General features: G+C 70.0%; 20 protein-coding genes and 1 pseudogene. 8 read left to right on the forward strand and 13 right to left on the reverse strand.

What is annotated here, in order from left to right:
- Window positions 1-3: 3 nt before the first annotated feature.
- The 4 genes and pseudogenes from ACWEK3_RS03405 to ACWEK3_RS03420 all read right to left on the reverse strand — a co-directional run bounded on the left by ACWEK3_RS03405 (window position 4) and on the right by ACWEK3_RS03420 (window position 4,561).
- Window positions 4-1,374, reverse strand: a complete 1,371-nt coding sequence (locus tag ACWEK3_RS03405; RefSeq protein ID WP_453248799.1) for an STM4012 family radical SAM protein — start codon at window positions 1,372-1,374, stop codon at window positions 4-6.
- A 2-nt stretch (window positions 1,375-1,376) separates the two neighbouring features.
- Window positions 1,377-2,183: an STM4013/SEN3800 family hydrolase gene (locus ACWEK3_RS03410; RefSeq protein WP_453248884.1), complete on the reverse strand. Its 807-nt coding sequence runs from the start codon at window positions 2,181-2,183 to the stop codon at window positions 1,377-1,379.
- 301 nt (window positions 2,184-2,484) lie between these two features.
- A pseudogene (locus ACWEK3_RS03415) lies at window positions 2,485-3,588 on the reverse strand (STM4014 family protein); the annotation flags it as partial.
- 19 nt (window positions 3,589-3,607) lie between these two features.
- Window positions 3,608-4,561, reverse strand: coding sequence for an STM4015 family protein (locus ACWEK3_RS03420; RefSeq protein ID WP_450545847.1), 954 nt, complete (start codon window positions 4,559-4,561; stop codon window positions 3,608-3,610).
- Window positions 4,562-5,083: 522 nt separating this feature from the next.
- On the opposite strand from ACWEK3_RS03420, the gene ACWEK3_RS03425 reads away from it, so the two are divergent.
- The 5 genes from ACWEK3_RS03425 to ACWEK3_RS03445 all read left to right on the forward strand — a co-directional run bounded on the left by ACWEK3_RS03425 (window position 5,084) and on the right by ACWEK3_RS03445 (window position 11,274).
- The gene (locus tag ACWEK3_RS03425) at window positions 5,084-5,533 is read left to right on the forward strand and encodes a hypothetical protein (RefSeq protein WP_450545846.1); all 450 of its coding nucleotides are present in this window, start codon (window positions 5,084-5,086) and stop codon (window positions 5,531-5,533) included.
- 280 nt (window positions 5,534-5,813) lie between these two features.
- Window positions 5,814-7,433, forward strand: coding sequence for a phosphodiester glycosidase family protein (locus ACWEK3_RS03430; RefSeq protein WP_453248800.1), 1,620 nt, complete (start codon window positions 5,814-5,816; stop codon window positions 7,431-7,433).
- A gap of 51 nt (window positions 7,434-7,484) precedes the next feature.
- A complete protein-coding gene (locus ACWEK3_RS03435) occupies window positions 7,485-8,513 on the forward strand; it encodes an alpha/beta hydrolase (RefSeq protein WP_453248801.1) in 1,029 nt (342 codons plus the stop codon).
- Between the two features lie 106 nt (window positions 8,514-8,619).
- Window positions 8,620-9,480, forward strand: a complete 861-nt coding sequence (locus ACWEK3_RS03440; RefSeq protein ID WP_453248802.1) for a hypothetical protein — start codon at window positions 8,620-8,622, stop codon at window positions 9,478-9,480.
- Between the two features lie 135 nt (window positions 9,481-9,615).
- Window positions 9,616-11,274 (forward strand): HsdM family class I SAM-dependent methyltransferase, encoded by a 1,659-nt coding sequence (locus ACWEK3_RS03445; RefSeq protein ID WP_450538388.1) that lies wholly within the window; start codon window positions 9,616-9,618, stop codon window positions 11,272-11,274.
- A 7-nt stretch (window positions 11,275-11,281) separates the two neighbouring features.
- Here the strand turns inward: ACWEK3_RS03445 and ACWEK3_RS03450 are convergent, their stop codons facing one another.
- The gene (locus tag ACWEK3_RS03450; protein ID WP_450538390.1) at window positions 11,282-13,414 is read right to left on the reverse strand and encodes a UvrD-helicase domain-containing protein; all 2,133 of its coding nucleotides are present in this window, start codon (window positions 13,412-13,414) and stop codon (window positions 11,282-11,284) included.
- A 217-nt stretch (window positions 13,415-13,631) separates the two neighbouring features.
- On the opposite strand from ACWEK3_RS03450, the gene ACWEK3_RS03455 reads away from it, so the two are divergent.
- Entirely contained in the window at window positions 13,632-14,213 is a 582-nt protein-coding gene (locus ACWEK3_RS03455) for a DUF4352 domain-containing protein (protein ID WP_450538392.1), read from the forward strand.
- A gap of 32 nt (window positions 14,214-14,245) precedes the next feature.
- Here the strand turns inward: ACWEK3_RS03455 and ACWEK3_RS03460 are convergent, their stop codons facing one another.
- The 6 genes from ACWEK3_RS03460 to ACWEK3_RS03485 form a co-directional block, all read right to left on the reverse strand.
- The gene (locus ACWEK3_RS03460) at window positions 14,246-15,448 is read right to left on the reverse strand and encodes an McrC family protein (RefSeq protein WP_453248803.1); all 1,203 of its coding nucleotides are present in this window, start codon (window positions 15,446-15,448) and stop codon (window positions 14,246-14,248) included.
- The gene (locus ACWEK3_RS03465) at window positions 15,445-17,262 is read right to left on the reverse strand and encodes a DUF4357 domain-containing protein (RefSeq protein ID WP_453248804.1); all 1,818 of its coding nucleotides are present in this window, start codon (window positions 17,260-17,262) and stop codon (window positions 15,445-15,447) included. Before ACWEK3_RS03465 ends, ACWEK3_RS03460 begins: the two co-directional genes overlap by 4 nt.
- 104 nt (window positions 17,263-17,366) lie before the next feature.
- Complete coding sequence (locus ACWEK3_RS03470; protein ID WP_450538398.1) at window positions 17,367-17,774, reverse strand: hypothetical protein; 408 nt, start codon at window positions 17,772-17,774, stop codon at window positions 17,367-17,369.
- Complete coding sequence (locus ACWEK3_RS03475) at window positions 17,771-20,233, reverse strand: AAA family ATPase (RefSeq protein ID WP_453248805.1); 2,463 nt, start codon at window positions 20,231-20,233, stop codon at window positions 17,771-17,773. The genes ACWEK3_RS03470 and ACWEK3_RS03475 overlap by 4 nt, the downstream gene beginning before the upstream one ends.
- Window positions 20,234-20,481: 248 nt before the next feature.
- Entirely contained in the window at window positions 20,482-21,720 is a 1,239-nt protein-coding gene (locus tag ACWEK3_RS03480) for an McrC family protein (protein ID WP_450538401.1), read from the reverse strand.
- Window positions 21,713-23,827 carry an AAA family ATPase gene (locus ACWEK3_RS03485; RefSeq protein WP_453248806.1) on the reverse strand — a complete coding sequence of 705 codons (2,115 nt, stop codon included), beginning with the start codon at window positions 23,825-23,827 and terminating at the stop codon, window positions 21,713-21,715. The genes ACWEK3_RS03480 and ACWEK3_RS03485 overlap by 8 nt, the downstream gene beginning before the upstream one ends.
- Before the next feature lie 135 nt (window positions 23,828-23,962).
- Here ACWEK3_RS03485 and ACWEK3_RS03490 point away from each other — a divergent pair, with 135 nt between their 5' ends.
- Window positions 23,963-24,361, forward strand: coding sequence for an EVE domain-containing protein (locus ACWEK3_RS03490; RefSeq protein WP_450538406.1), 399 nt, complete (start codon window positions 23,963-23,965; stop codon window positions 24,359-24,361).
- Between the two features lie 44 nt (window positions 24,362-24,405).
- The gene (locus tag ACWEK3_RS03495; protein ID WP_453248807.1) at window positions 24,406-24,906 is read left to right on the forward strand and encodes a hypothetical protein; all 501 of its coding nucleotides are present in this window, start codon (window positions 24,406-24,408) and stop codon (window positions 24,904-24,906) included.
- A gap of 66 nt (window positions 24,907-24,972) precedes the next feature.
- On the opposite strand, the gene ACWEK3_RS03500 is transcribed toward ACWEK3_RS03495, so the two are convergent.
- Complete coding sequence (locus ACWEK3_RS03500; protein WP_453248808.1) at window positions 24,973-25,416, reverse strand: ATP-binding protein; 444 nt, start codon at window positions 25,414-25,416, stop codon at window positions 24,973-24,975.
- Between the two features lie 78 nt (window positions 25,417-25,494).
- Window positions 25,495-26,409, reverse strand: a complete 915-nt coding sequence (locus ACWEK3_RS03505) for a YceI family protein (protein ID WP_450538412.1) — start codon at window positions 26,407-26,409, stop codon at window positions 25,495-25,497.
- Window positions 26,410-26,962: the final 553 nt, after the last annotated feature.

A 26,962-nucleotide genomic window follows, 5' to 3' on the forward strand; every position in this document is an offset into this window, starting at 1 on the left:
CCGTCACTTCGGTTCGTAGGCGGCCATGCGCTCGCGCACCGCGGTGGAGAACAACTCGGGCCCCAGCGCGTCGGAGTGGGCCAGGCCCTCGGGGGACAGCCGCAGCAACTCCGCGCCCGCGCCGTCGTCCAGCCAGCCCCGCTCGCGGAACCGGTCCAGCTCGGCGGCGAAGTCGTCGCCCGGCGCGGCGCCGAAACGGGTCCGGTAGTCCGCTACGGGCAGGCCCTCGGCCTGGAGCAGTGACTGGAGCAGATGGCGGCGCCGGGACTCGTCCGCGTCCATCTCCCAGCCGAAGTCCGCGTGCCGGAAGTCGTCGGCCGGGCGTGCCGTGTAGTCGTCGATGATCCCTCGGATGCGGTGCATGTCCACGGCGTAGTCGAAGGAGTAGTGCAGCGTCGAGGTGTACGAGCGGGAGCCGCAGCCGAGGCCGACCATGCCGTCGGTCTGGCACGCGTAGTCCTCTCCGCCGGTGGCGGGGGCGCCCGCACGGCGGAACATGCGCATCGACACCTGCTCGTAGCCCCGCGCGAGCAGGTGGTCGCGGCCGTGGCGGTACAGCCGCAGCCGCTGCTCGTCCCAGTCGGCGTCGCCGCCGGGTGCCGTCCCGCGGTGCCGGCCGAGACCGGTGAGCGGGCGCACGTAGAGCGGGTAGAGGTACAGCTCCTCCGGCTGCCAGGCGAGGGCGGCGTCCAGGGAACGGGTCCAGGACTGCTCGGTCTGGCCGTCGATGCCGTAGATCAGGTCGATGTTGAGGACGGGTATGCCGGTGTCGCGGATCCGGGCGAGGGCCGCTTCGACGTCCGCCCGGCGCTGGGGGCGTACGGCCGTGCGTGCCTCGGAGTCGACGAAGCTCTGCACGCCCAGGCTCAGCCGTGTGGTGCCGCGGTCGGCCAGTACGGACAGCCGGTCGGCGGTCGCCGTCGCGGGGGAGGCCTCCACCGACAGCGGGATCGCGGCGAGGTCGGCACCCAGGCCGCGCTCGGCCAGATCGCACAGCCGCTCCAGCTCGGCGGTCTCCAGGAACGTCGGAGTGCCGCCGCCGAAGGCCGCGTTGGCGTAGCGCGCTCCCTCGCCCAGCGCCTCGCGTACCGCGCCTGCCTGACGTTCCATCGCATCCAGGTAGGCGGTGGTCAGACCGTCCGGCGCCCCGATCCGGGTGAAGAGATTGCAGAAGCCGCAGCGGACTTCGCAGAACGGGATGTGGAAGTAGAGCGAGAGGGCGTCCTTCGGCTCGTCCGCCCACAGCGCGCGCAGGGACGCCCGCTCCCGGGCGAGCGGACGGTACGCGGTCTTGTGCGGATACGCGTAGACGTACTGCTGGTACGGGCGGACGGTGCCGGCCGCGGTTGCCGCCCCGGTGCTGGTGATGGCCATGGTCATCGGGCCCCGTCGACGAAGAAGTGGGCGTAGGGCACGGTCCAGACGACGTCATGGCCGATGCGGTGGCCGCTGTAGCCGTCCTCGCCGTACGCCGTGCCGTGGTCGGAGCAGACGACGGCGAAGCACGGACGGCGGCCGGCGACGGCGGCCAGGAGCCGTCCCATGTGCCGGTCCACGTACTCCAGCGCCGCGGCGTGGGTGGCCCGCGTGTCGCCCGCCTCGCGGGTGGCCCCGGGGAGGTGGAACCAGTTGGGCTGGTGCAGCGCGGAGACGTTCACGAAGAGGAACAGGCGCTGACCCTGGGAGAGTTCGGCGACGACCTTCTCCGCACAGGCCACCTGGGCCTCGAAGGACGTGGGGGAGGCCACTCCGAACTCGGGCTCCCAGTGGCTCTCCTGGAACATCTCCGGCAGTACGGAGCCCAGTGGTCCCTGCTTGTTGAAGAAGCCGACGCCGCCGATGCACACGGTGCGGTAGCCCACGGCGGCCAGACCCGAGACCAGGTCGGGAGTGTCGTAGACGAAGGTGCCGTCCGCGGTGGTCTCACTGCCCGCGAAACGGGCTGCGAAGAGCCGAGGATGCGGGCCCGGCGCGGCCGGTGTCGGCAGGAAGCCCGCGAACATCGCCTGGTGGGAGGCGTAGGTGAAACTGCCGGGGGCGTGCCGGCGCTCCCAGGTACCGCCGGGCAGATGCCGGGCCAGGTTCGGGATGCGTCCGGCCGCCGCCAACTCCCGTGCCACGTCGTAGCGGAGTGTGTCGAGCGTGACGAACAGGATGTCGTGGCTTCCCACGACGTCGTTCATGTCAAGCGGTGGTGTCATGGTGGTGCTCCTTGCGTTCTGCTCGCCGGACGGCGGCCGGGGCGGGGGCCGGGGCGGCGGCTCGTGCGGCGTTCTGCACGGTGGCTGGTGCGGCGGCTGCGGGGGCAGCGGCGGCGGCCGGTGCGGGGGCTGGTGCCCGGGTCCGTGTGGCGTCCTGCACCACGGCTGGTGCGGCGGCCGGTGCCGGGGTGCGTGCGGTGTTCTGTTGGGCGGCTGGTGCGGCGGTGGGTGCGTCGTCCTGCACGACGGCTGGTGCGACGGACTGCACGAACGTTGGGGCCGTGGCGACCTGTGCGGCGTACGTGTCGAGGCCCTCGGCACCGCTGCCCGGCAGGCCGGTGAGGCGGGGCAGCAGGTCCCCGAAGGCGTTCACCTCGCCGACCGCGAAGCGGCGCCAGCCCGTCGCAGGCAGGATGTCCACGCCGACGCACAGGGTGCCCGGGAAGCACGCTGCCGCCCGCTCGGCCACCTCCACCACATCGGTGAAGCCGCCACCCGCGGCCCGGATCGCCGCGCGTGCCGCGTCCAGGTCGCCGCGGGCGCCACCGAGGTGCAGATTCGTCATGGGATGCCGGCTGGTCCGCACCACGGCATGTGTGGCGCGCCCTGCCACCACGACCACCCGCAGGTCGGCGGCCCGGCCGCCCTGCGAGGCCTTCGGCAGCCACCGCTCGACGTGGACCCCGTCCGGGACCAAGGCGTCGACGAGGGCGGCGACCTCGGTCTCCGAGGTGTAGTGGCGCACCCGGAGGGAGTTGTGGAGGCAGCCGTCGGCAGTGGTCTCCACGGAGGTCGTCGCCCTGACCCGGCCCGGTCCCGCCACCGTCAGCGCCACGACACCGGAGGCCGACGACCCGTGCGCCGGTTTCACGAACGCCCGTGAGATACGGGCCGCCTTCAGCTGCTCCCGGAGCCCGTCCCGCCCGGACCAGCCGCCGACCGGACCCGCCAGGGCCGGGGGGACCGGGACGCCCGCGGCGGCGAGACGGGCGTGGCAGCGCCGCTTGTCGAACATGACCGCGACGTCCTCCGGGTCGGCGGTCGTCGCCGCGCCCGCACGCCGAGCCGCGGCGGTCACCTCCCGGACCGCGGCGGTGAAACGGCGGTGCCACAGAGCCGTTCCCTCGACCCGGGTGGGGTCGTCGGTGTCCCGCAGCAACCGGTCGACCTCGGCGTTCTCGCCGGGGGAGTCGATCCGTACCAACTCGCCCGGCGTGAAGGCGTACCGTCCGCGCAGCACGTCCCGCCAGGCGAGCACGCGGGGTGCCGGGTGACCGGCCGCGTGAACGGAGTCGGCGAACATCGTCGTCCGCCGGTTCTCGGGATTGCCGACGACGGCGAACCGAAGGCCGGAGGCGGGCGCCGCGCTACTCGGAGACCGCGACATACCGCCAGTCAAGACGGCCTCATTCCGCGACCGCGGTGAAACGGTGGACGACCCCGTCGTCCTCCCACACCTCGCCGCGCTCCGACAGGTCGGTCTCGACGCCGGACGGCTCCAGCGCCGTGCGGATCCGCTCGACCACCGGCTCGCTCAGGAAGTTGTGGTGGAGGTCGAGCCGGGTCAGGTGGGTGAGCGGCTGACCGCCGAGCAGCGCCGTCGCGCCCTCGTCGGTGAGCACGCCGAGCGACAGGTCGAGTGACGTCAACTGGGCGACGACGGGGGCTCCGGCGACGGCGGTGGCGACCTCGTCCTGGATCTCGCTGTTGCGCAGGCCGAGATGGCGCAGCGCCGGGAAGCGCCCCCCGGTCAGGATCGGGGCGAGGTCGGCGACCCCCGTGTCACCGCCGTACTCCTCCACGCCCAGCCACAGGTCGAGGTGCTCCAGCGCGGGAAGCTCGCTGGCGGCGACACCGCGCACGACCTCGCCGGGCAGGCCGCCGGCCTCGAAGCGGAGCGTGCGCAGGTGCTCGTGCCGGACCGCCGGGAAGCGCAGCCCGGTGCCGCCGCGGATCCCGAACTCCTCCAGCAGCGGATACGCCTCGAGGACCGGAGTGACATCGGACTGCTCGATCCAGGAGATCTCCGCCTCCTCCATCTCCAGGTCCCCGATGAACACGGCCCGGAGCGAGGTCAGCCGGTCGCGGGCGTCCACGAGGCGCCGCACGATGCCGCTGGAGTCGTTGTCGTACGGCTCACCCCACTGACCCACGATGATGGCGCGCACCCCGGCGGGATCGACGGAGTCGAGGAAGCGGTCCCACAGGTCGCCGAAGTCCTGCGGGGAGTCCCCGTAGGGCTCGACGGCCAGCCACCAGGCCGCGGCGCCCGCCTCCGGAAGCTCCCGCTTCCCCGCGAAGCGTGCGAAGTCGAAGGCCGGGAGGCCGTGCAGTTCCTTCAGATGCTCGACGTGGGACATGTCGCTGGCCTCCTGGGGCTCTCACGCATTGCGTTGTTCGCGAAGAGTTGTACCAAGCGGCTCTGACATCGGCGGTGACGGGCCGGGTGGGGGCCGTGGTTCGGGTCCCAGTAGTGAGGTCGGGGTTGAGGTCCGGGGGCTGGGGTCCGGAGGAGGCCGACTACGCGCCGGAGAGGGAGACCTGAGCCTGGAGAGCACGGTGTTGGAGAGCACGGTGTTGGCCATGTCCAGGGCCCAACGGCCCTCGCACTCAGGGACGTTGGGGTATTTGCCCCTAATGCCATACTGGCCTGCGGTTTCAGCGGACGGATCGTCCCTTGTTCCCGTCGTGTCCCCACCGTTCCTCACACGTCTCTTCAGGAGCCCACCCATGCCTCGACTCGTCCGCCAGCTCCCGGGCAGCGCACCGGACCGCCCAGGGGTCCGGTGCGCTCCGGCCCCGGCCGCCGCCCCGGGCGCGGCTGGACCGGACGCCGCGCGGCTGACCGCCGTCGGGCGCGAGACGCGGAGGGGACGCTGATCATGAGCGCGGAAGACGGGACGTACCACGCACTCCTCGCCCGGCACGACGCGATGCGACTGCGCCGGCAGATGCTCTCCTCCGGAGGCTTTCCGGGCGCTGACGGCAGCAGCGGCGACTTGTACGACACCGGGTACCTGTCCGAGGCCGAACGGAGCCGCCCGTGGCTGACCGTGGCTCCGGTGACGGGCGGGACCCCGGGGGAGGGCGTGTACGACCGCCTGGCCCGCGCGGTGACCCGCAGCCGCCCCGCGGCGGCCGGCCGCGCCCTGCTCGCCGGGCCGCCGGCGATGGTTCAGACGGTGACGTCCGTGCTCACCCGTGCCGGGCTGCCCGCCGACCATGTCCGTCACGACCCGCTGCCGGCCGGCCCGCGTGACCTGCCCGGCTCCGTAGGGGACTTCGGCTCGGCCGGAACCCGGATGTTCCAGGGGCAGTCGATCCCGGCGTGACCCAGCACCGTGACGGGTGCCGCCTTCTTCCGGAGGAGACCGGGAGCTGACGTGAGGCCCGCCTACGCCAAAGCCCTGCCATCCGCAAGGAGCAGCAGGGCTTTCATGTCGCCTGCACGGCTGGCAACATGACCAGCCAGGGGGCGTGAATGTCATGTCCGAGTCAATGCCAGCCAGGAGACTCGCGTGACGACGGCACGGTCCACTCACACCGACACCAGAACCAGGCTGCTGCGACGTGTCCTCCAGACCACTTGTCCCATGCTTCCAGGCGGTGCAGATGAAGAAGAGACTGTACAGTGCCGGTGCGGCCCTCGGCGCCCTCGTCATGGTGGGCGTCCTGCCGGCCCAGGCGACCGCGGCGCCGGTGTCCCCGGGCCCAGCCCAGGCACTGCCACTGGGGCCATCCGACCTGACCGAGACCCGCACGACGACAACCCTCCAGTCAGGTGTCACCCTCACCCGTATCGTGCGAGGTGCCACCGACTCGGCACTGCGCTGGACGGTCGAGGTGTCCATTCCCGGTGGTGAGACCTCACCGGACCCCGACGCGCCGCCGACCGCCCTGAAGGACAGGGCGAGCGCCGACGAGCTGGCCGCCGACCTGAAGCGCGACGGCTTCCAGGCCCGGGTCGAGCAGGTGACGACGTCGAGCACGGCCGACTACGCCGGCGGCACGCTCGGGTGGCGGGTCCGGGTCGGTTCGTTCGACGCGCAGTCCAACGCCGCCTCCGAACAAGCACGGTTGAGGGCAGCGGGGTACGCGGGATCAGCGGTGTACACCGGTTGGGACGGCGACCGCACGGCCAGAGGCCCGTGGCGCGTCGACGTGCTCACCATCGACCCGCGCCGGTTCCACGGGAGCCTGAAGGCGTCGTACGGCCCCGACCTGGAGAACCGCGAAACGACCAGCGGGCTGTCGTACGCGGCCGGCGCGACCGCGGCGGTCAACGCCGGGTTCTTCGTCCTCGACCCCCGCGCGGGCGCACCGGGAGACCCAGCCGGCGTCGGTGTCTATGACGGCCGCCTGCTGAGCGAGCCGGTCAACGGGCGCCCCAGCCTCGTAACGCACGCCAACGGCCGCCAGACCGAGGTCACCCGCTTCACCTGGCAGGGGCGGGTCACCGTCCGGGGCACGTCGCTGAGCCTGAACGGCATCAACCGCGTACCAGGACTGATCAGGAACTGCGGCGGCGACGCGCACGACATCCCGACCGCGCTCCCGCTGCACGACGTGACCTGCACCAACACCGACGAACTCGTCTCCTTCACACCCGACTTCGGGCAACGCACCCCGCAGGGCGAGGGACTCGAAGCAGTCCTGGACGCCCGTGACCGAGTCGTGGAGCTGCGCACGCCACGTGGCGGACCGCTCCCGGCCGGCGGGAGTTCCGTACAGGCGACCGGCCGGCGCGTCGCCGAGCTGACCGCCCTCGCGCGGGTCGGTGACCACCTGAACATCAAGGCCACACTGCTGGACGGACGCGGGCACCCGGTGACGCCCTCCACCAGGACCGACATCGTGAACGGCGGCCCCGAACTGGTCCGCGACGGCCGGCTCCACGTCACACCGGCCGGCGATGGCATGGTGCACCCGGGCGACCCGAGCTTCTACTACGGCTGGGTGCACAAGCGAAACCCGCGCACGCTCGCCGGAGTGGACGCCGCCGGAAGGACCGTGCTCGTCACCGCCGACGGACGCAGCACCAGCGCGCTCGGGCTCAGCATCACCGAGAGCGCCGAGATCGCCAAGGCACTCGGACTGCGCGACGCGATCAACCTGGACGGCGGCGGCTCCACCACGATGGTGATTGACAGCAAGGTCCTCAACCAGCCGTCCGACGCCGCCGGCGAACGCCCCGTCGGAGACGCCTTGCTGATCCTGCCCCCCAGCAGTTGACCCCGCCCGGTCGAAGAACGCTCGAGCCGCGACCAACCACAGGGAGCCGCGATGACCCTTCGAACCCGAGTCCTGCTCGTCCTCTCCGCACTGCTTCTCACACTCACGCCGACCGCGCCGATCGCCTGGGCGCACGCCGACTCACCCACGGCCACAGGGGCGGCCGACACCACCGTTCCCGCTTCCCCGAAGCCGCGAGGCGCCGAGGTCGTCGCGACCACCCAGGTCGCGGACCGGCAGGTCGACCTGTCCGTGCGCTCGGCGGCCTTGGGCGGCCGGACGGTCAAGGTCCGGCTCCTCACCCCCGACGGCTGGAACCCGAGCGACCGGCGACAGCACTGGCCGACCGTCTGGCTGCTGCACGGTTGCTGCGGGGACTACACCTCGTGGACCGCCCTCACGGACGTCGCTCGGATCGACAGCCTGCGCAACGTGCTCGTGGTGATGCCGGAGGCCGGCTGGAACGGCTGGTACAGCGACTGGTGGAACGACGGCCAGGGCGGCGACCCCGCCTGGGAGACCTTCCACACCGTGGAGCTGCGGCATCTCCTGGAGCGCGACTGGGCCGCCGGCGCCAACCGCGTCGTGGCCGGCCTGTCGATGGGAGGCCAGGGCGCCCTGCTCTACGCCGCCCGGCACCCCGGAATGTTCAAGGCGACCGCGGCGTACTCCGGCTCGGCGCACCCGCTGCTGAACGAGGAGTCGGTGAACCGCATCATGGGCTTCTTCGCCGGCCAGGGCGGCGACCCGCTGCGGGTCTGGGGCGACCCGGTCGCCCAGCGCGGCGTCTGGGAGGCGCACGACCCGTTCTACCTGGCCCAGCGGCTCAAGTCGGTCCCCGTGTACCTGTCGTGCGGTGACGGCACCACCGGACCCCTGGACTCCCCGGGCAGCACGAGCGCGCTCGAGGCCGACTTCAACCGCCAGAACCACGCCCTGGCCGCCGAACTCGAACGTGTCGGCGCCCAGCACGTGACCACCAACTTCTACGGACCGGGAACCCACGGCTGGGCATACTGGCAGCGCGAACTGCACGCCTCCCTGCCGATGCTGCTGGGCGCCCTGCACGTCGACGGCTGACACCGTTGCCCTCTCGGGCTGCTTGCCGGTGCCTGGCAAGCAGCCCGACGTGGTTCTGCCGTGCCGTGCCATGGAAGACCGGCACCCGACTGGCCAGACTGTCGGCATGGTTTCCGTCAGACACAAGGTGGTCGTCGAGCCGGTCCCGTACCCGTGGCTCGTGGACGCACTGGCCGTGATCCGCACCCTGGCGGAGGAGAGCCAGGCGGATGAACAAGGGCTCGTACTGCCCGACGGACAGGTGATCCCGGACATCCGACTTACCCAAGGGCGGCACCTGCGACCCGGCTCGGTCTACCTTACGGAGGTCGACGTCGAGGTCGAGGTCGAGGACGACGACGAGGACGGAATCGCGAAAGCGGATGCCAACGCGGACGCGGACGGGTCCGGGACCAGCGAGGATGCCGACGCGAGCGAGACCGTACAGATCACCGTCAGGGAGTGGGATCACCGCCGCGCTGTCCGTCTCGAACTCGCCCTGGTCTCGGACGAAATGAACGTCGAACTGGACGCGGCCCTGAAGAGCCCCGACCGCCCGTGCCTGGTCGAGATCAGCGGCCGGGCACGGGGTGATGCGTCAGCGCGCACGCTGTTCGGTATGACGGGCCGCGCCCGGGTACGGCTGGACGACTGGTGGCCCACGGCAGACACCGACCGCACCCCACCCTCAGCCCCCGCCTCGGCACGGCTCGACCACCGCTGGATCCGGGCGGACGTGCGAGCGGAGCCCCGGCCGTCCCCGTCCCGGGACGACGGCAGATGGGAAATACACGTCACCGTCTCCCTGCGCGGTCGCCGACTCCTGCGACCGGTCGCCGCGGTCGTACTCGCCGTTGCCATCCGCCGGATACGCCGATCCGTCGTCCAGGCCCTGGACAACCTGGCCGCCCAGTGGAACGACCGCGTGCCACACCTGGTGGCGATGAACACGGACCAACTGAGAGAAACCCTCCTGTCTAAGCCGTGAGGCGAATATGGTCGTCGTACGACAGCCCCGCCAGGGAGGGGGGCTGAAGTACACATGAGGACATCTTCGCCCTATGTGTACCGCGTCAACCAATTTTCCGTTGATGCGAAAACGGGCGCCGTGTACGGTGGCCGCATGACGGACAACGCCGCCCCACCAGCCGGTCCTCTCGTTACCGGCTCCGAGATCGCGCGGCTCGCGGGCGTCACCCGGGCAGCGGTCTCCAACTGGCGTCGGCGGTACGACGACTTTCCCGCGTCGACGGGCGGAAGCGTCAACAGTCCACTCTTCGATCTTGGCGAGGTCAAGACCTGGCTGGACAAGCAGCGCAAGGGCCAGGACCTCTCGGAGGACGTGCAACTCTGGCAGCTGCTGCGCGGAGCATACGGCGACGACATGGTTGCCGCGCTCGCCGATGTCGCCACGACACTCGCCGGTGTCCGGACGAAGAGACCGGAAGCGCTTCCGAAGGATGCCGTCACTGTGGCCCGACGCCTGGCCGACAGCGGCTCGCCCGGTGAGGTGGTGGACGCCCTGGCCGAGCGCTTCACCGACTCCGTGCGCCGAGCTGGATCGGACCAGGTCACCTCTCCACGCATTGTCCGCGCCGTCCGACACCTGGCCGGCGCAGTAGCGGACGACGCGACCATTCTTGATCCGGCCTGCGGCATCGGCACCCTGCTGCTCTCTGTCGGGCCCGAACAGGGACCGCGGCGGATCGGACAGGAGGCGGATGCCCGCAGCGCCCGCTTCGCGCAATTGCGCGCCGACCTCACCGGACGGGTGGGTGCCGACATCGCCACGGGGGACTCCCTCCGCGACGACCGGTGGGGTGACCTCAAAGCCGATCTGATCGTCTGCGATCCTCCGGTAGGAGACACCGACTGGGGGCGTGAAGAGCTCCTTCTCGACCCACGGTGGGAACTCGGCACCCCGTCCCGGGCGGAAGGCGAACTGGCCTGGTTGCAGCACGCGTACGCGCACACCGTCCCGGGCGGCCGGGTCATCATGGTCATGCCTGCGTCGGTCGCCTACCGCAAGGCCGGACGCCGTATCCGTGCCGAACTCGTACGCCGCGGCATCCTCGCCCAGGTCACTGCTCTGCCACCCGGTTCAGCCGTCTCGCACGCTCTGCCGGTGCACATCTGGCAGCTGCGCCGCCCGCGCTCCCTCGGTGAAGCGGCCACCAGTGTCCGTATGGTGGACCTGACCGGGAACGATCCGGACGGCCCCTTGGACGCACAGTCGGACCAGACGGTCGACGTTTCACTCATCGAACTGCTCGACGACGTCGTGGATCTCACTCCAGGCCGCTATGTGCAGGAGTCCCACCGCGACTACATGTCCGAATACCAGCAGCTCCGGCGTGAGCTGGCGGAACAGGTCCGCGTACTCGCCGAACTTCTTCCGGCTCTGGACACAGGCGGACGCCTGAGCGCACCTGACGGCCCCTCCGTCAGTGTCGCCGACCTCGCCCGAGCCGGTCTCGTCGAGTACGGCGACACCGAGCCGGTGTCGATCAGCGACCAGCTCGACACCGACTTTCTGCAGGGATTCCTGCGCAGCGCGGCCAATACCCGTCGGTCCACCAGCGCCAGCGGAACGTTCCGCCTCGACGGCAAGGGCGCCCGCGTTCCCCAGATGGACATCGCCGAGCAGCGCCGATACGGGGCGGCGTTCCGTGCCCTGCAGGAGTTCGAGGAACGGGCGAGAAGAGTCGCCGAACTGAGTCGCGACGCCGCCGCGCTGGCCCGTGACGGCCTCGCCGGCGGTGCCTTGGAACCAGGGAGCTGAGCAGCCCTCAGCGCATCGGTATGAACGGGCTCACGGCCCCGCTCCACGTCACCGTCAGCGCCTCCCGTGCCCGGGTGCAGGCCACGAACAGCAGGCACCGCTCCCGCAGCAGATCGGAGTCGTGCTGCAGCGCGTCCACGTCGGCTGACGTCACCTCCCGCGCGAACGGCACCGCACTCGCCGTCGCCCCTAGGACGGCCACGCAGCGGAACTCCAGACCCTTCATGGCATGCATGGTGGCCAGCCGCACCCCGTCCACGCCCGGCCCCGGATTGTCCTTGACCCGGACCACCGGCACCCCGGCCGCGGTCAACTTGTCATAGGCCTTGTCGAGCAGCACGTTGAAGCGGGCGCACACGCCGATCTCGGAGGGACGTATGCCCTGCGCGATCCACGCCTCCACCCGTTCCACGAGCGCGGTCACCTCAGCCTGCTCGGACCCGTACCCGTCCGCCTGCGGCCTGCGGCCGTGCAGCAGGGAGCGGTAGCCGGCCAGGGTGTCGGCCCCCTCGCCGCCCAGGTCGTCGACCGTCACCGGGCTGAGGATGCCCGTCGACCAGTCGAGGATCTCCTCCGTACTGCGGTAGTTGATGCGCAGCCGGTGGGTGCGGCCGGTGACCGAGATACCCAGCGACCCCAGAGAGACCCGGGAGTCGTAGATCCGCTGGTGCGGATCGCCCGTGACGAACAGGTCGTCGTTGCCGGGCGCCACCGCGGCACGCAGCACGCGCCACTGCACCGGGTGCAGGTCCTGCGCCTCGTCGACCACGACGTGGTCGTGCGTCGGCGCAGAGGCGGCCAAGAGGTCGGCGGCGCGAGCGCATACCTTGAGGTAGGTCGTGATCCTTTGGTCACGCAGCATCTGCTCGAACAGTTCCACCGCGGGCCACAGTTGGTCGCGCTTCGACTGCGACAGCGCGCTGCCGCGGCCCCGACGGGAGGCCGTGCGGTAGGCGTCGAGGCTGCGCAGGTCCTGGGCCAGGACCACATGCCGGTACTCCTGAGCCAGGAACTGCTCCGTCCACGGCAGTCCCAGCTTCTTGACCACACGCTGCCACAGCTGCCGTTCGTCCCGGTCGCCGACGGGGGAGGGGGCCTTGCCGTCGAGGCGGGTGACCACGCCGTGAGCGTAGGCGTTGACCGTCGTCACCTCGACGCGCTCGAGCAGCGACTCGTCACCGTCCAGGAGAAGGGCGAGGTTTTCGCGCAGCGAGGCGGCCAGCGCGTTGGTGTACGTGGTGAGCAGGAGCCGGGTGTCGGGGGAGCGGGTCAGTAGATGCTTGACGCGGTGCAACGCCGCGACGGTCTTGCCGGTACCGGGCCCGCCGGTGACCTGGACCGGCCCGCCGTACGACACCCTGTAGGCGACCCGGCGCTGCGAGGGATGCAGGAAGACCCGCCAGGCCGCGAAGGGCTTCTCCAGGATGTCGGTGAGTTCCTCCGGGCCGCTGACGAGCGTGATGCGGCTGATGGTGTTGGCGATGGCCACGGCGAGGCTCTCGTCCGGATCGGGGCCCGCGTCCACGGGACGACGCACGGCGACCACGTCCCGGTACACGTCCTCCGGCGAAAACCCTTCTGCAAGGTACTGCAGCACCTCGAACTGGTCCTCCGGCAGCAGCGTGCCGAACGCCTCAAGTTGCGGCCTGTCGATGATCGTGCGCACCGCCCGAAGCACCTGCTCGTCGACACCGAGCTCACGCAGCACGGTGTCCGAGTACTTGGCGAACAGCAGCGAGCCGGATGCGGCCGCCGCCTTCTCCAGCTGAGGAGTCAACTGCTCGATCGCCTGGACGTTGCGGACCTCCAGGGCCCTCGTCGCGGAGTTCGTCGTGTACAGCCGCTTGGCCGCCCAGGTGTAGGCGTCGTCGTGCCGTACGACGTTGACGAGCAGGAAAACATCACTGCCGTCGTCCGGGGCAAGGACGACACCCCTCCAGAAGTCGTTGATGCGGATGGTCCGCATACGCCGGTCGGCGGCCTTCTCGACGGACTCAAGGTGCAGTCCCTTGTCCTGGTGCAGCTCCGGCACGGTGAGCTGCTGGAACTTCTGCATCGCCTTGCGCACGCCGGCCTTCACGGGCTTCTCGAGCACGTCGTAGCTCTCCCAGAAGCTGTTGGCAAACGCAAGCTGCGGCACGACGCGCACTCCCCACCCTGGACGGACGATCCGGAGCCGATCATACGCATGAGGTGTTCACCAGCGGTATGACTACTCCTCACGTCAACAAGTCTCTCGAACTAGCGACCTGTTGACATCATCAACGGAAGGCTCGTACGGTCCTCCGTGAGCCTCCCGGCTCGGACAGCCTGCGGGGGTACGTAGTGACCAACACAGCAGTGCCCTTGGGGGGACCATGCACGCCCGTACCAGAATCGCCGCCGTCGTTGTCGCCACCATCGGCGCGCTCACCGTCACGGCCTGCGGCTCCGGCACCACTGTCGTCGACAAGCCGAAGGAGCACGCCGCCGCCAAGGCCGACAACGGCAAGGACGCCAAGAAGGAGAAGTCCGCCGCTCCTGAGGTCGCCAAGGTCGGCGACACCCTCACCCTGAAGGGTTACGAGGACGGCAGCCGACTCGACGTCACCGTCGTCAAGGTCGCCGACCCGGGCAAGCCGGCCGACGAGTTCACCGAGCCCGGCTCGGGCAAGCGGTTCGTCGGCGTGCAGTTCCAGCTCGTCAACACTGGTCAGGCGGTCTACAGCGACAGCCCGTCCAACGGTGCCCAGGTCGCCGACAGCAAGGGGCAGCAGTTCGACTCCACCTTCGCGGACATCACGGCCGGGCCGTCCATGGCCTCCAGCCTGAAACTCAAGCCCGGCGCCAAGGGCCTCGGCTGGGTCGTCTTCGAAGTTCCCAAGGCGTCCAAGATCGACACCGTGCAGTTCACCATGAACTCCGGGTTCGCCGACCAGACCGGCGAGTGGAAGCTGTAGTAGCCGCAGCAGGAGGTCGCGTCAGGGCCGCGTCAGTCATTCCTCATCCGCCGCGCGACTTCCTCGACGTCGGCGAGCAGCCCCGCCGGTTCCTGGTCCAGGTCGAGGGCGTGCTGGTGGATCAGGATGCCCGCGTGACGCACCCGGTGGGCAGTGTGCGACGCGTTGCCCTTCGCGTAGATGAGATGCCCTTCGCGCAGGCCTAGGGCGGTGCAGTACGCCAGCATCTGGTACAGGTCGGCGTCCGGGAAACCGCCACGTCGCTCCGCCTTGTACTTCGCGTCCGCGACGGCACAGGGGGTGCCGTCAGGGCCGTACAGCACGAAGTCCGGCCGCATCCGGATGGCGGCGGCCTCGTCGAGGTGGTGGCTGTCCTGGAGATGGGCGGTGTGGCCCGAACCGCGCAGGGCCTCGCGCAACGCCACGGTCACGAAGTCCTCGAAGAGCTTGTTCATATCGAACAAGAACCCCTCGATGCGCAGCTCGCCGGGAGCGTGCTCGGGAGACGAACCGTCGAGGACGGCACGGGCGAGGTGCAAGGCGCGGTGGTACCGGGCGTTGAGCCGGGTCGGCCGCCAGTCCGGCAGCCGCTGCCCCCGTACGACCGGGGTGACGTCGGCGAGCCGGGCCCGCTGGTGCAGCAGCCTGCGCCGCACGTCGCGCGGCACACCGGGCAGGCGCAGCAGCCGCTCGACGGCCGTGCGCAGGATCCGGTTCTCGGCGATGTCGGTGGTGAACTCGTCGTACGTCACCTCCACCGGCAGCGTCGCGCCGAACCGTCGCCGGACCTGCTCCGCCTCCCGGATCCGCCCGCGAACGACCAGGGCGCTCTCCTCGGTCGCCCGGTATCCCTGCAGGAGTCCTTGCCGCAGGGCCCGGTCGATCTGCCGTTCCACGGCGTGGGCGAGCGCGGGCAGCAGATCCCGGTGCTCGGCCACATCCACTTCTTCGTCGCGCCACGCGCCGGGGGGGTCGAGGCTGTAACCAAGTAGGAAGAAGAGCCGGACGATGGGCACCTTCGGGGTGACGCGCACGGTGACCGGCTCGTCCACCCCTGCTCCGGTGACGGTGACCGCCCCGACCTTGCTGCCCGCCTGCAGCACCCAGCGGCCGACCGCGTACGGGTCGGGCGCCGCATCGACGACGTCCCCGGCCGCCAGCGCCCGGCCGACGGCGTCGGGCAGGGCGAGATTGACGGCGGGCGCGTACTCGACGAGTTCGACGACCCGCGTCACCCCAGCGACTCCCGCAGCGCGGCCAGCCCGTACCGTTTCTCGACGTCCACAGCCTCCCCGTAGTGGTGTTCCTCCAGCAGCGGCAGGATCTTCGTCCGCCAGGTCCGCTCCAGGCCGCCTTCCCGGTAGACACCCTTCTTCATCAGGTACGAGGGCCCGATGCGGAAGTCCGCGTCATCGATACGGGAGTTGAGGGCGTCGAGCAGATCGGCGGGCTCGGAATCCTTGCCCTCCCGCTCCAGCCAGCGCCGCAGCAGCCCGCTCGTCGGCTCGGTCCGCGGCGACAACTCCACGAACGCGAACCGCCGCCGCATGGCCGCGTCGACGAGGGCGATCGACCGGTCGGCGGTGTTCATCGTGCCGATGACGAACAGGTTCGGCGGCAGAGCGAAGTCGTCGCCGGAGTAGGTCAACCGCACCGACTTGTTGCGGTACTCCAGCAGGAAGTACAGCTCACCGAAGACCTTCGCCAGGTTGGCGCGGTTGATCTCGTCGATGATCAGGAAGTGCGGGATGTGCCGGTTTCCCTCGCGGGAGGCAAGGTCGGCGAGCTCGCGCAGGGGGCCGGCGGTGAGCCGGAAGGCGACTTCCCGTGTCCGGGAATCCTCCTGAGGACGGAAGCCCTCGAAGAAGTCCTCGTACGCGTACGACGGATGGAACTGCACGAGCTTGACCTGCTCGGGCCCGCCGCCCAAGAACTCGGCCAGCTTCAGAGCGAGATACGTCTTGCCGGTACCGGGCGGCCCGTACAGCACCAACTGCCGCTCGTCCCACAGCAGATCACGCACCTCGCGCAGCCAGCCGGTGTCGTGCACGAGCAGCTCCGCGGCGAGCTCCCCGGTCGGCTCGGGAAGCTCCAGCTCACGGCGGGCGGTCAGCGCGGGATGTTCCATGGTCGGGTCCCGGTCGGCGGCCTCCGCCTCCTCGATCAGGTCCTCGTCACTTATACCCAGGCCGTCGATGAGATCCTTCACCGCGGTCAGATCCACCACGTCGTGCTGTGCCGAGAGCTTCTGCTGGAGCGCCTCCGGCAGGCCCTCGTAGGCGTGGCCGTCGCCCGCCCAGTCCACCGGCCGGCGCAGGTCGGAGCGGCCATCTTCGGAGACGAGCTGCTCGGCGTCTCCCGTGATCTCGCCGACGTACAACCGACCAGCCGAGATGGTGCACATGATGTCGCCGGGCCGCATACGGGAGAGGAACATGTGCAGTTCCTCCACCAGCTGGACCTTCTGGTTGTACGTAGCGGTGGAGCCGTAGTCCTCCTCGACGGAGGCGCGCAGCCTGTCCTTGCTGATGCCCTGCTCGACACCCTGCCGCAGGTGCCGGGCCTGCAAGGTCACCAGTCCCTCTCGCAGCCACAGCCGTCGGACGAGGTCGAGGCCGGAGACGTTCGAACCACGCACGAGCCATGCTCGGTTGGGTCCCCACCACACCTGGTCGAGGAAGTCGGACAGCGGATGACCGTCGGAGGTCTTCCACTCCAGCCATCCGTTGGCGCTGCGACCGACCAGGATCTCCGCCGCGGCCGACGGCGAATTACATTCGACGTCCTGTGTCGTCTCCAGCCATCCGGGCCAGGTGGCCGACTCCGTGAGGATCCCTTCGTCGATCAGACGCTGCCTCAATCGGTACGCCGCGGGCATGCGCGCCGGGAACGATGGCACTACGTGCGACCGCCCCGGAGACCCGGCCAGGACGACGAACTTCTGACTTCCGTTTGTCCCCTTCTCGGTCAGCAGCCGTCCTCGGGCCTCGGGACCGCCACCTGGCAGTCGCAGCCGGAACTCCGGGTACGGCGTGCCGTCAGCGGCCATCGTCATCATTCCCCCCAACCGTGCGCGGTGCTTTCAAACAAGAACAATAGGTGCCTGTTGGGCGCAGGCAGCTCGATGCCGGATCCGGCAGATGGCGCTGCGCCTCAGGAGTCCGCGTTCCGCGTCGCCGGAGTCGTGTGCGGCTCGGCGCGCAGGGCTGCCAGAAGGGTGGTGACCTCCAGCAGCCGGGTGACGATCTCTGCCGGGGCCGGAGGCAGTTCGTACGTCCGGTAGTGGCACGCCGCACTGAGCCCCGACCAGGTGGTGCGGCACCTGCGGGCGGTGTCGGAGCCCGCGTACCACTCCAGGCACAGCATGCGGTGCTTGCCGATCAGCGTCATGGATCGTGTGATCCGCCGCCAGTAGTCATCCAGGGCTTGGTCGAGCGCCATGCGGAGCAGGACCGCTGAGGCTCGAGCGCGCAGGCCAGGGGCCAGCGTGTGCACCGTGCCCGCCGGCGGGCGCAGAAGACGGTCGGCGGCTGCGACGAGGGCCTCCGGGGAAACGGTCACCGGACACCCCCCGTGCTTCCCTCACCACGGATGGCGCTCCGCCGGATTGCTGCCGCGAGGACCTTGGTCCGGGCGACCAGGGCCTTGCGGTCGTCGACCGAGGGCAGCGGCGCGTGCGAGCCGGAGTTGAAGGCCTCGATCAGGGCCCAGCCGCCCGGACTGGCGCGTTCCACGGCGTCCCGGGCGGACGGCCGATCGTCGCCGAGCAGAGCGAGAGACACATACCGCTTGGTGCGGTCCAGGGACGCGATGCGCGTCTCGATGTCCCCCAGACCGAGCCCCTGCTCGTCACGGAGCCTGCGCCGCGCGGTCTCCAGGCAGGCGGCCTCCACGGCCACCCGGCACATGGCGGGCAGTACGTGATCGGCCACGTCCTGCGGCAGGTTGGGGTCGCAGGAGATGTCCTGGGCCTCCGCCAGGGCCTGCTTCACCGGGTCAGTGAAAGTCTCCACCCTCACCACCGGGTCTGTCTGACGGCTGACGCGCAGAACCGTCGCCTTGATACCGAGGTGCGCGATGGCCTGCTGGAGCCGGGTGTCGTGGGTGAACACGACGACCTGCCGGTCCCGGGCGCACGCGTCGAGGACCCGGGCAAACCCCTCCACCTTCTCGGGGTCCATGGACTGGACGGGGTCGTCGATGACGAGGAACCCGAACGGGCTGGCGGCGTGTGTGGCGCGCGGCAGGAAGAGGGAGAGCGCAAGGGAGTGCAGCTCGCCCTGGCTCATCACGCTGTAGGCGGGTGCCGACATGTCGTCCACGGAGACGTCCAGTTCGACGCGACCGCGCCCGGGCGTGCCCGCGAGCGTGACGGACCCGAGCGTGACGCTGCTGTGCTCGCACAGCTTCTGCCACACCTCCTGGGACCGCTCGGCGAACGGCCGCAGCCGCTCGTCGCGCAGTTCGTCGATGATCGGCCGCAGCCAGGCTCGGGCCTTGCGTGCTTGCGCGCGGCGTTCGCGGGCGATCTCGGCCGCCTCGGCCACGCCAAGCCACTCGGCGAGCCGCACGGCCATCGGCTGCCACGCGCCGTCATGCCCGGCGAGCCGCTGGCTGGCATCCTCCCGCACCTGCCGGCAGGCGTCGTCCAGCCGGGACGCGGCGCTCTCGGTACGATCAGCCAGTTCTCGCGGATGGCCTATGTCCCGGCACACGACCCAGTCCTGCCAGACCGAGGCGAGGGCCGATGGCTCGCCCCGCAGCCACACAGGCACCGGTTGTACGAGATCGTGGACGGCCCGCACTGAGGTCGTCACGGCCTGCCGTGCGGCCTCGGCGCCGACGGCCTCCGTTTGCAGCCGCTCCACTTCGGCCCGCGCCTGCTCGGCCCACGTCCGGTCGAGCCGGTTCTCCGCGCCGCAGACCGGACAGTCCGCACTCTGGGAGGCACGCCGGTGGTCCAGCGCCGCCGCCAGCAGCCGGGCCAGACGACGGGCGTCCTCGGCGCTGCCCTGCCGCGCATCCTCGGCGCCGGCAGCGGCCTTCCTCAGCCGGGCGACGGCTCCGTCGACCTCACCCAAGTCGGGCCCGGCCAGGCTTGCGTACTGCCGCAGCCGGGCCAGCTCGCTCTCGGCCGCCGGGGTACGACTCTCCAACAGCGCCCGTACTCGGCCGACGTCGCGCTTGGTCCCGGACAGCGCCGTCGCGGCCTCGCGGGCCCTGGGGTCGTCGAGCGCGGCCAACTCTAACAACAGCTTCGTGGTAAGCGCGTCCCCCTCCTTGACGGCCCGGTCGCACTCACTCACGACATCCCTGACCTGCCTGTCGAACTCGGCGAGCAACTCGAGCCCGAGCAGCTTGAAGAAGGCATCGTGCAGCCCGCCGAGCGTGCCGTTGATCATTGACCCAAGTTCGCTGTATGGCAGGAACGGACGGGCCAGTTCCAGCGCCTCGGCGTCGACGACCTCCCCCAGCTTCCGCTCCGATCCGTCCTCCGTCTGGACTCGCGTCCGGGTGTCGTCGACCTTGGTCCCGTACCAGGTCCGCCGCACCCTGACGCGTTCCCCGCGCTCACCGACGGACAGCTCGACGCAGACCTCGGGCGTGACGTCGGGGCTGTGCAGATTGCGCCAGCCACCCTGCCAGTCGCGGGCCCGCCGCCCCTCCCACCGGGAGTTGACCCCCGTCAGCGCGGTCTCCGCGGCCTCCGCGAAGCTCGACTTGCCGGCGCCGTTGGGACCCGCGATGACGATCAGGCCGGGGCCCGGCGGCAGTTCGAGCGTGGTCCGCGGCCCGACACCGCGCCAGCCGGCCGCGGTGATGGATCGCAGATGGACGGGGCCCATCCGCCCCCCACTGCTTCGGGCGCGCTCGCCGGGGAGTAATTCGCGCAGCAGCGTCCGCACCTCAAGGGCGAGGCCGGAGCGCTCCAAGCGGTCGAGGAGGTGGTCGCGCAGAGAACCGGGTGTGTCCGAGGACGAGGCGGGGGCGGTAGAGGAGGCGGGAGGGTGGTTCGTCATGTTCTGGTCCTAGTGCAGGGCGCGTCCGTGGATGCCGGCGCGGCAGATGAGGCAAGGCGTTTGCGCTTTGAGCATGGCGGAAGCTTGTTAGCGCCGTCAACGGAATTCAGAATTATAGAGGGTTCGAATTTGTGTACAGTGTGGCGCTGGCGCTCCTGGTCGGACACCACAGCGTGCTGGCCCGCGAGATGTCGGCGATCAGCGGCGCGGGGCCAGCTGGTTCACCGCCCAGTCGTGGCCGTCGTGGCTCACGCCAGCGTGGTACGGACCCACTCGGTTGCCTGCTGAGGATGTGCATGGGTGTCGATCCCGAGGACGTGTATGACACCCAAAGCGCCCTGAGGGCCGCCGACCTCAAGGGTGCGTCGGCCGTGTCCATCGGGCCGAGGGTGGACGATTACCGCTTTCGGCGCGTCGGAGGGTGCATACCCGGCGCTGTAGGTGAGGAGCTGGTGGATGTCGGCGGCGCTGACGCCGTAGCGGTCGTAGCGCTTGTACTTGGCGTCGATCGGCAGTAGCACGCGACGGGACGCGTCGGGACCGGGCAGGCTGAGTAAGAGGTCCGGGCGGAACGTGGAAGCACTGCCGAGATCTCCGCGTACGGTGATGCCGGCCCCACCGTTGCTGGGCACGCGGTGGCCGCCGTGCGGGGCTGCAGCTTCGGTGGTCATCCGTCGGACCACGGCTTCCCAAAGCGCGGGCATGGCTAGCAGAAGGCCGCCTGCGGCGCTGCCTTGGTCGGTGAGCAGGTCGGTCACGCCTCCGCCGCGCAGGAGCAGGCGCGCCCAGGTGTGCGCGGGGCGGTAATGGACGTTGAGGCGCGTGTACTGAACTCGGTCGAGCGCGCGTAGGGTGGCGAACGGGGTAGCGGCATGGGGGAACGCGCCCATGACGGCGTGCAGGTCGCGTGCCAGTTGGGAGTGGGTGGTCAGGGCGAACGCGGCCTTGAGTGCGGTTCCCAGGACACGGTTGTCCCAGACGTCCGTCTCCCGGTCGAAGGTCCTCACGTGCAGCTGGTCCAGTTGCCCGTAGCGGCGCGTGGCCTGAGCGGCGCCGTCCAGACGTCCCCGCAAGACCGGCTCGAGCCTCTGGCGACGGACGTAGTCACGGCGCAGCCCTTCTCGCAAGAGCTTCTGGCACTCGTCGAGCAGGGCGGCTGCGACGAGGTCGGCGTAGCCGTCCGGAGCTGTCGTCCACCGCCGGACCGTCGTCGGGATGGGCGCGCCGAGAGCGTAGGCGAGCCAGGCCATGAGCTGCTTGCCCGGGATGGCGAACTTCGGCTCGACCACCAGCCGGACACGGTCCAGGAGTACCACCCCGACGGTGGCGTCGGCCTTGAGTCGCCACCCGGCGCGGTCCGGGTGCAGGGAGAGGCAGCCTCGTGCCCGGAGGGCGTGTAAGCGGTCGACATCTCGGGAGGTGAGCTGCTCGCTGCCCAGCGAAACGGACTCGTACTCGCCGAGCCGGACTTCGGTCCGGTCAGGCATCGGGGCCCTGAGTACCGCTGGTGAACTCGGTGGCCAGGGCGTCGGCGAGATCCTGCGGGGACATGAGCAAGGGCCGTCCGGTGTCCGCGTCGACCAGGCCGCCGAGGATGCTGTGCAACAGGTCGGCCCGGCCGAGGCAGTAGTCCTCCAGGAGCGGGATCACCTCGTGGTGGAAGGCAGCCGCAAGATCCTCCTCGGTGGCGATCGGCTCGCCGTCGCGCAGCAGGTAGGCGTGTCCGATCTGGTGGTCGGCGTCCAGGTGGCGGGTGATACGGGTGTTGAGGGACTCGAAGAACGCCGCCAGGTCGAGCGGGCCGACCGTTCCCGAGACGGCGTCCGGGTCCGGGCCGACGCTCAGGAAGGCGAAGCGGCGGCGCACCGCGGCGTCGAGGTGGCTGATACTCCGGTCGGCGGTGTTCATCGTGCCGATGATCCGGACGTTCGGCGGCACGGAGAAGCTGCGCTTACTGACTGGCAAGTCAACGGGGAGGTTGCGTTTGTCGAGCTCGAGGAGTGTGATCAGCTCACCGAAGATCCGCGGCAGATCACCGCGGTTGATCTCGTTGATGATCAGCAGGAACGTCAGGTCCGGATGTGTTGAGGCCCGGCTGCACAGTTTGTGGAACAGGCCGTCCGCAAGGGTAAGAGTGAGCCCGGGGCCCTGGGCGCTCAGGTCCGGTTTGAAGCCCTCGACAAAGTCCTCGTACCCGTATGAGGGGTGGAAGGTGACCAGCCTGACACCGTCACTGCGCAGTACTTCGGCCTGAGCCTCGGCACGACGCCCCGGTTCCGAGTCATCGAGCACGTCCCCACGGCCGGCCAGGGCCAGGGCGGCACCGAGGGCGAGCCGAGTCTTGCCGGTACCGGGTGGCCCGTGCAGGATGACCTGTCCCTTGCGTTCGAGCGCGTCGAGTACGGCCTGCACGTCCTCCGGTAGGGCGACCGATGTGCCGGACTGCGTCGGGGCGGCGCCCACGGTGGGGCTGCTCCCCTGCGCGGTCAACCTGGCGAAGAGTGCCGGATCGACCTTGGCGAAGGTGGACCGCCAGCCGTGCTGGGGCTTGGACAGCTTTTGGGCATGGGAGAGATCCCAGGTCACCGAGACGACGTGCTGGTACTCCGGACGATCGGGGAGGAACTGGTAGCTTCTGGCGACAGTGCCGGTGGCCAGTACCTCGTCCATCCCCCGGTTGGCCACGATCCGGTCGCCGGTCTCCAGGTCGCGGAAGGCCAGTAGCCTTCGTGCGGTGGTCAGGCTGCCGCCGCTACTGCCGGGATAGTGCCTGTCGAAGGTGTCCTTGAGCTCTGTGTCGCTCTGGTATTGGCCGAGGTCACCCAGGTCGTCCCAGCCCACGCAGATGAACCCTCCGTCGCGGCACTCGTCCCAGTGGCGACCGCGCTCGCCAGGAGCGATCTTCCAGATGGTGCGCTGCCGGGGACGCGGATCGAACTCCTGATAGAGGAAGTGCATCACCTCGTAGCTGCTCCAGCCCGCGAACTCCGGTCGGGACCGAATGAGCTCGAGAAGCCTTCGGTTGCTGCGCCAGGCCGGGGAGTCGGCCTCCACCGTGCCGCCCAGCAGGGTGAGGAACCTTCGCAGGTGCTCGGCGGAGTAGATGGGCAGGAAGTGCTCGGGAAAGTAGATAGCCAGCGACTTGGTCACCAGGGCAGGACCAAACCGCAGCACAGGGAGGTCGTCCACCGCTTCGAAATCCCCGTCGGTCACTGCCTTGAACGCGCTGACGAACTGTCCGCGGAGCTGTTCCCATGCGTCTTGAGGGTCTGCCTTGCGCAGGGGAGCAGCCAGGCGCCACTCGCCTGAGTTGTGGCGGTACATGATGTGCTTCGCGGCGCTGCCACCCTTGATGCTGCCCAGGTTCGGGGTGAGGAACTCCAACAGCCTGCAGTACGTCGGTTCCGATCCGGCGGGCGCGGACTGCCCGAGTGCATAGCGCTCCAGCGGCAGCGTCTTCCAACCCTCCAACGGAAATTGGGACAGCACCCGCTCGCGCTCCTCCTTGGCGGTCGACTCCACCTCCGAGACGGTCGTCCGAACGAACTGCTCGGCCGCCGTGCGCACGTCCACCCCGCCTGTCACGTCGGTCATGATGCCGGATGAGGCCTGCTTGCTGCCTGATGGTTGGTCATTTGTCTCCGGGCGGTTCCTTTGGCTGCCACGATGAGGCGACAAGAAGGGGCTCTCTACCCACACGGCACGGGTCCCGAGGCGATTGGGGGAAACGTGGAAGACTGGATCTACATCCTCAACCCGAACAAGGACACGCTGGACGGAGAGCCTTCCACCAAGGAGACCATCCGCCGTCTCGCGCACGATGATCCTGAGCTCGACCTCTGGCTCAGCCGGCGCAACCGCATGGCCCGGGGTGACCGCCTCTGGTTCTTCTTCAGCCAACCGGAGTCGGCGGTCGCGGCGGTGGCCGAGGTGGATGGCGAGCCATACGAGGATCCCGACGAACCGGACTTCTCCTACCGGGTCGACGCGACGTTGCTGCCGAAGGCGACGGACGCGCTGTGCCGCAACCCCGTCGGCCGCGACGAGCTCGGACTCGGGCAGGTGCGCTCCGTGCAGAAGGTGAAGCCGCAGGCGCTGCCTGTGTTGTTGGCGCGAGCCGGTCTGTAGGGAGGCACGGCACCGAGCGGCTTCGCCCGGCTATCGTGATCGATATGCCGTCCACGCACCTGCTGATCATCGGAGACCGGGCCGCCCTGAGTTGGGTGGTGACCGAGCAGCGGATGGCGTTCCCGGCGGGTCGGGCCAAGGCGGCCCGAGCGCTGGAAGAGGGCGATGAGATCTTCCTCTACACCACACGGGGATGCTTCCGGAACCCGACCCGTGACCTCGGACGGGTCATCGGCCGGGCCGTGGTCGCCAGCGCCGTGCGGGTCCTTGACGAGCCGGTCGTCTTCGGTGACCGCTCCTTCCCGGAAGGCTGCCGACTGGAGTTCTCCGGCCTGGCCCCGTTCCGCGAGGGACTGGTTCTGCGCGATCTGGTGCCGCGGCTGTCGATCTTTCCCGACCCGGCCACCTGGAGTGTCCGCATGCGGCGGGCGTCACTGAACCTGCCGCCGGGCGACGCCGATCTGGTGCGTACGGAGCTTGAGTCGCTGCTGCGCCCCTACCGCGACGTCGCCGGCGACTACCGCTGGGAGCCGGCATCGGCCTGAACCTCGTCCCAGCCGGCCGCGGTGTCGACGCGCAGTCCGCCGCTCCACACCGGAGACGGAAGCCGCTCACGAGGATCGAGCCTTGAGTTCCGCCCATACCGTCTTGCCGCCGGGCGGATACGGCTCCGTGCCCCAGCGGTCCGCCAGGGCTGCGACCAGGATCAGACCGCGGCCTGATTCCGCGTCCGGGGACATGGTGAAGTCCGTGCGGGCTGAAGGGAGCTGATCCCCACGCGCGTCAGTCATCTCGATCCGTAGCAGGCCGGCCACCAGGTCCAGGCGGAGCGCCAGGCGGAAGTCACGGCCCTGGACCCGGCCGTGCAGCGCCGCGTTGGCGCTGAGCTCCGCCACGATCTGCTCCGCGCGCTCGACCACGGACGGTGACATCTCCCAGGCCCGCAACTCCGCCGATGCGAGCAACCGGGCGAGCCGTGCGCCGCGACGGGTGGAGGACAGTTGCTGTGCGAATGTCCTGGCGACGGTGGATGTGTGGGGCGTGGTCACGTTCATGAGGGCCACCGTCAGGGGCGCGCGGGGGCGCACGCCAGGAGGAAGGCCCGTACGCTGCGTGAGCGTACGGAGGCGCGCCTACTCCGGCGGCGTGGGCGTGTCGGGGGTGCGGTACATCGCCTGTACGTCCAGCTCCAGTTGGACGGTCGGTCCGACGACCGCGATGCCGCGAGCCAGCATCGAGCGGTAGTTCAGGGTGAAGTCCTCGCGGTGCAGCTCCGCCTTCGCCAGCGCCGCGCAGCGAAGTTCCTGCTCGTAACCGCCGTTCACCGTCCCGAGGTATGTCGTGTCCAGGCCGACGGAACGGCTGGTGCCGTGCATGGTGAGCGAGCCGTGCAGCGTCCACTTGGAGCCGCCGCGGTAGACGAACCGGGTGCTGACGAAGTCGATGTACGGGTAACGCGCGACGTCGAGGAAGTCGGCGGAACGCAGGTGGTTGTCACGGGTCTTGTTGCCCGTGGTGATGCTCGAGGCGTCGATGCGCACCGAGACCTGGGAATCGGCCATGTTCTGCGCGACGCGGATGCCGCCGTCGAAGCGGGTGAAGCGGCCGTGGACATGGGCCATGCCCACGTGCTTGGCGATGAACCGGATCGCGGTGTGCGGCGGGTCGAACAACCAGGTACCGGGCGGCGGGAGTTCCAGCTGACGGGCGGGCTCCAGCGTGATGCGCGTTGGGGCAGGGGCCACGCCGGCGGCTATCTCGACGGTCTCGCGGGCAGGCGACAGGCCTTCGGCCGCGGTCCGCACACTGTAGGAGCCCGGTGGCAGCGCCGCCATGAAGAAGCCGTACGGATCGGTGGTGCCGTGGGTCACGACGCGGTGGCTGTCCAGCGCGGTCACCGTGACCTCGGCTCCGCCCATGGGCTGCCCCATGGGGTCGACGACCTCGCAGCCGAACGCGCCCGCGCCGGGCGGCAGGGGAATGGAAAGGCCCGGCGCGGCACCGGAGGCGCTGTGAGAACGCCGACGGCGGAGCAGTCCGAGGGCCATGGTGTTCACCTTTCTGCACACGTGTGGCTGTCGCGCGAGCCGCGCAGCCGGTTGTGATCGCGATTGCCAAGAGCATCCGGGGTCAGGATGCAGGCATGGGGGAACCAGATCATTAACGATCTTAAAGCAGCTTGTGAGGAGGTAGTGTTTTCCTTGATCAGAGCTGATGTGACAGTGAATTGAATGGCGAGGCCATCGCAAATCTGCACATCTGCGGGGCAAATGGTGACACCTCGACCTCACTGCTTTGCGCATCGCTGTGGCGAAGAACACCCGCCGCGCGACGATGTTCACGCGCAGCACGCGGAATCGCCACCGACCCGACACATCCGGCGCCGGTTCCGCGCGGCGCGGAGCGGGAAAACGGGCTTGGGCGAAGCACCGGGCGGGGCGCGCTCGGCGGAGTGACGGCCCGGCCGCCCTGCCGCCGACCGGCACGGACGGCTGGACCTGCTGCTCCGGCGATGGAGATTGGCCGCCGTCGCTCACTGCGCGCCGGCCTCGGGAGAATGTTCCGCCGCGTGGGCCGGGCTGAGGGCCTGGGCCGTGGAGG

Source organism: Streptomyces sp. NPDC004721, from assembly GCF_053601495.1.

Bases quoted from the DNA above. Each gene is read 5' to 3' on its own strand.
- ACWEK3_RS03435 (WP_453248801.1), top strand. From the start codon at position 7,485: ATGACCCTTCGAACCCGAGTCCTGCTCGTCCTCTCCGCACTGCTTCTC.
- ACWEK3_RS03455 (WP_450538392.1), top strand. From the start codon at position 13,632: ATGCACGCCCGTACCAGAATCGCCGCCGTCGTTGTCGCCACCATCGGC.
- ACWEK3_RS03505 (WP_450538412.1), bottom strand. From the start codon at position 26,409: ATGGCCCTCGGACTGCTCCGCCGTCGGCGTTCTCACAGCGCCTCCGGT.
- ACWEK3_RS03465 (WP_453248804.1), bottom strand. From the start codon at position 17,262: ATGGCCGCTGACGGCACGCCGTACCCGGAGTTCCGGCTGCGACTGCCA.
- ACWEK3_RS03480 (WP_450538401.1), bottom strand. From the start codon at position 21,720: ATGCCTGACCGGACCGAAGTCCGGCTCGGCGAGTACGAGTCCGTTTCG.
- ACWEK3_RS03405 (WP_453248799.1), bottom strand. From the start codon at position 1,374: ATGGCCATCACCAGCACCGGGGCGGCAACCGCGGCCGGCACCGTCCGC.
- ACWEK3_RS03475 (WP_453248805.1), bottom strand. From the start codon at position 20,233: ATGACGAACCACCCTCCCGCCTCCTCTACCGCCCCCGCCTCGTCCTCG.
- ACWEK3_RS03420 (WP_450545847.1), bottom strand. From the start codon at position 4,561: ATGTCCCACGTCGAGCATCTGAAGGAACTGCACGGCCTCCCGGCCTTC.
- ACWEK3_RS03500 (WP_453248808.1), bottom strand. From the start codon at position 25,416: ATGAACGTGACCACGCCCCACACATCCACCGTCGCCAGGACATTCGCA.
- ACWEK3_RS03425 (WP_450545846.1), top strand. From the start codon at position 5,084: ATGAGCGCGGAAGACGGGACGTACCACGCACTCCTCGCCCGGCACGAC.
- ACWEK3_RS03485 (WP_453248806.1), bottom strand. From the start codon at position 23,827: ATGACCGACGTGACAGGCGGGGTGGACGTGCGCACGGCGGCCGAGCAG.
- ACWEK3_RS03440 (WP_453248802.1), top strand. From the start codon at position 8,620: ATGGTTTCCGTCAGACACAAGGTGGTCGTCGAGCCGGTCCCGTACCCG.
- ACWEK3_RS03430 (WP_453248800.1), top strand. From the start codon at position 5,814: ATGAAGAAGAGACTGTACAGTGCCGGTGCGGCCCTCGGCGCCCTCGTC.
- ACWEK3_RS03445 (WP_450538388.1), top strand. From the start codon at position 9,616: ATGACGGACAACGCCGCCCCACCAGCCGGTCCTCTCGTTACCGGCTCC.
- ACWEK3_RS03495 (WP_453248807.1), top strand. From the start codon at position 24,406: ATGCCGTCCACGCACCTGCTGATCATCGGAGACCGGGCCGCCCTGAGT.
- ACWEK3_RS03410 (WP_453248884.1), bottom strand. From the start codon at position 2,183: ATGAACGACGTCGTGGGAAGCCACGACATCCTGTTCGTCACGCTCGAC.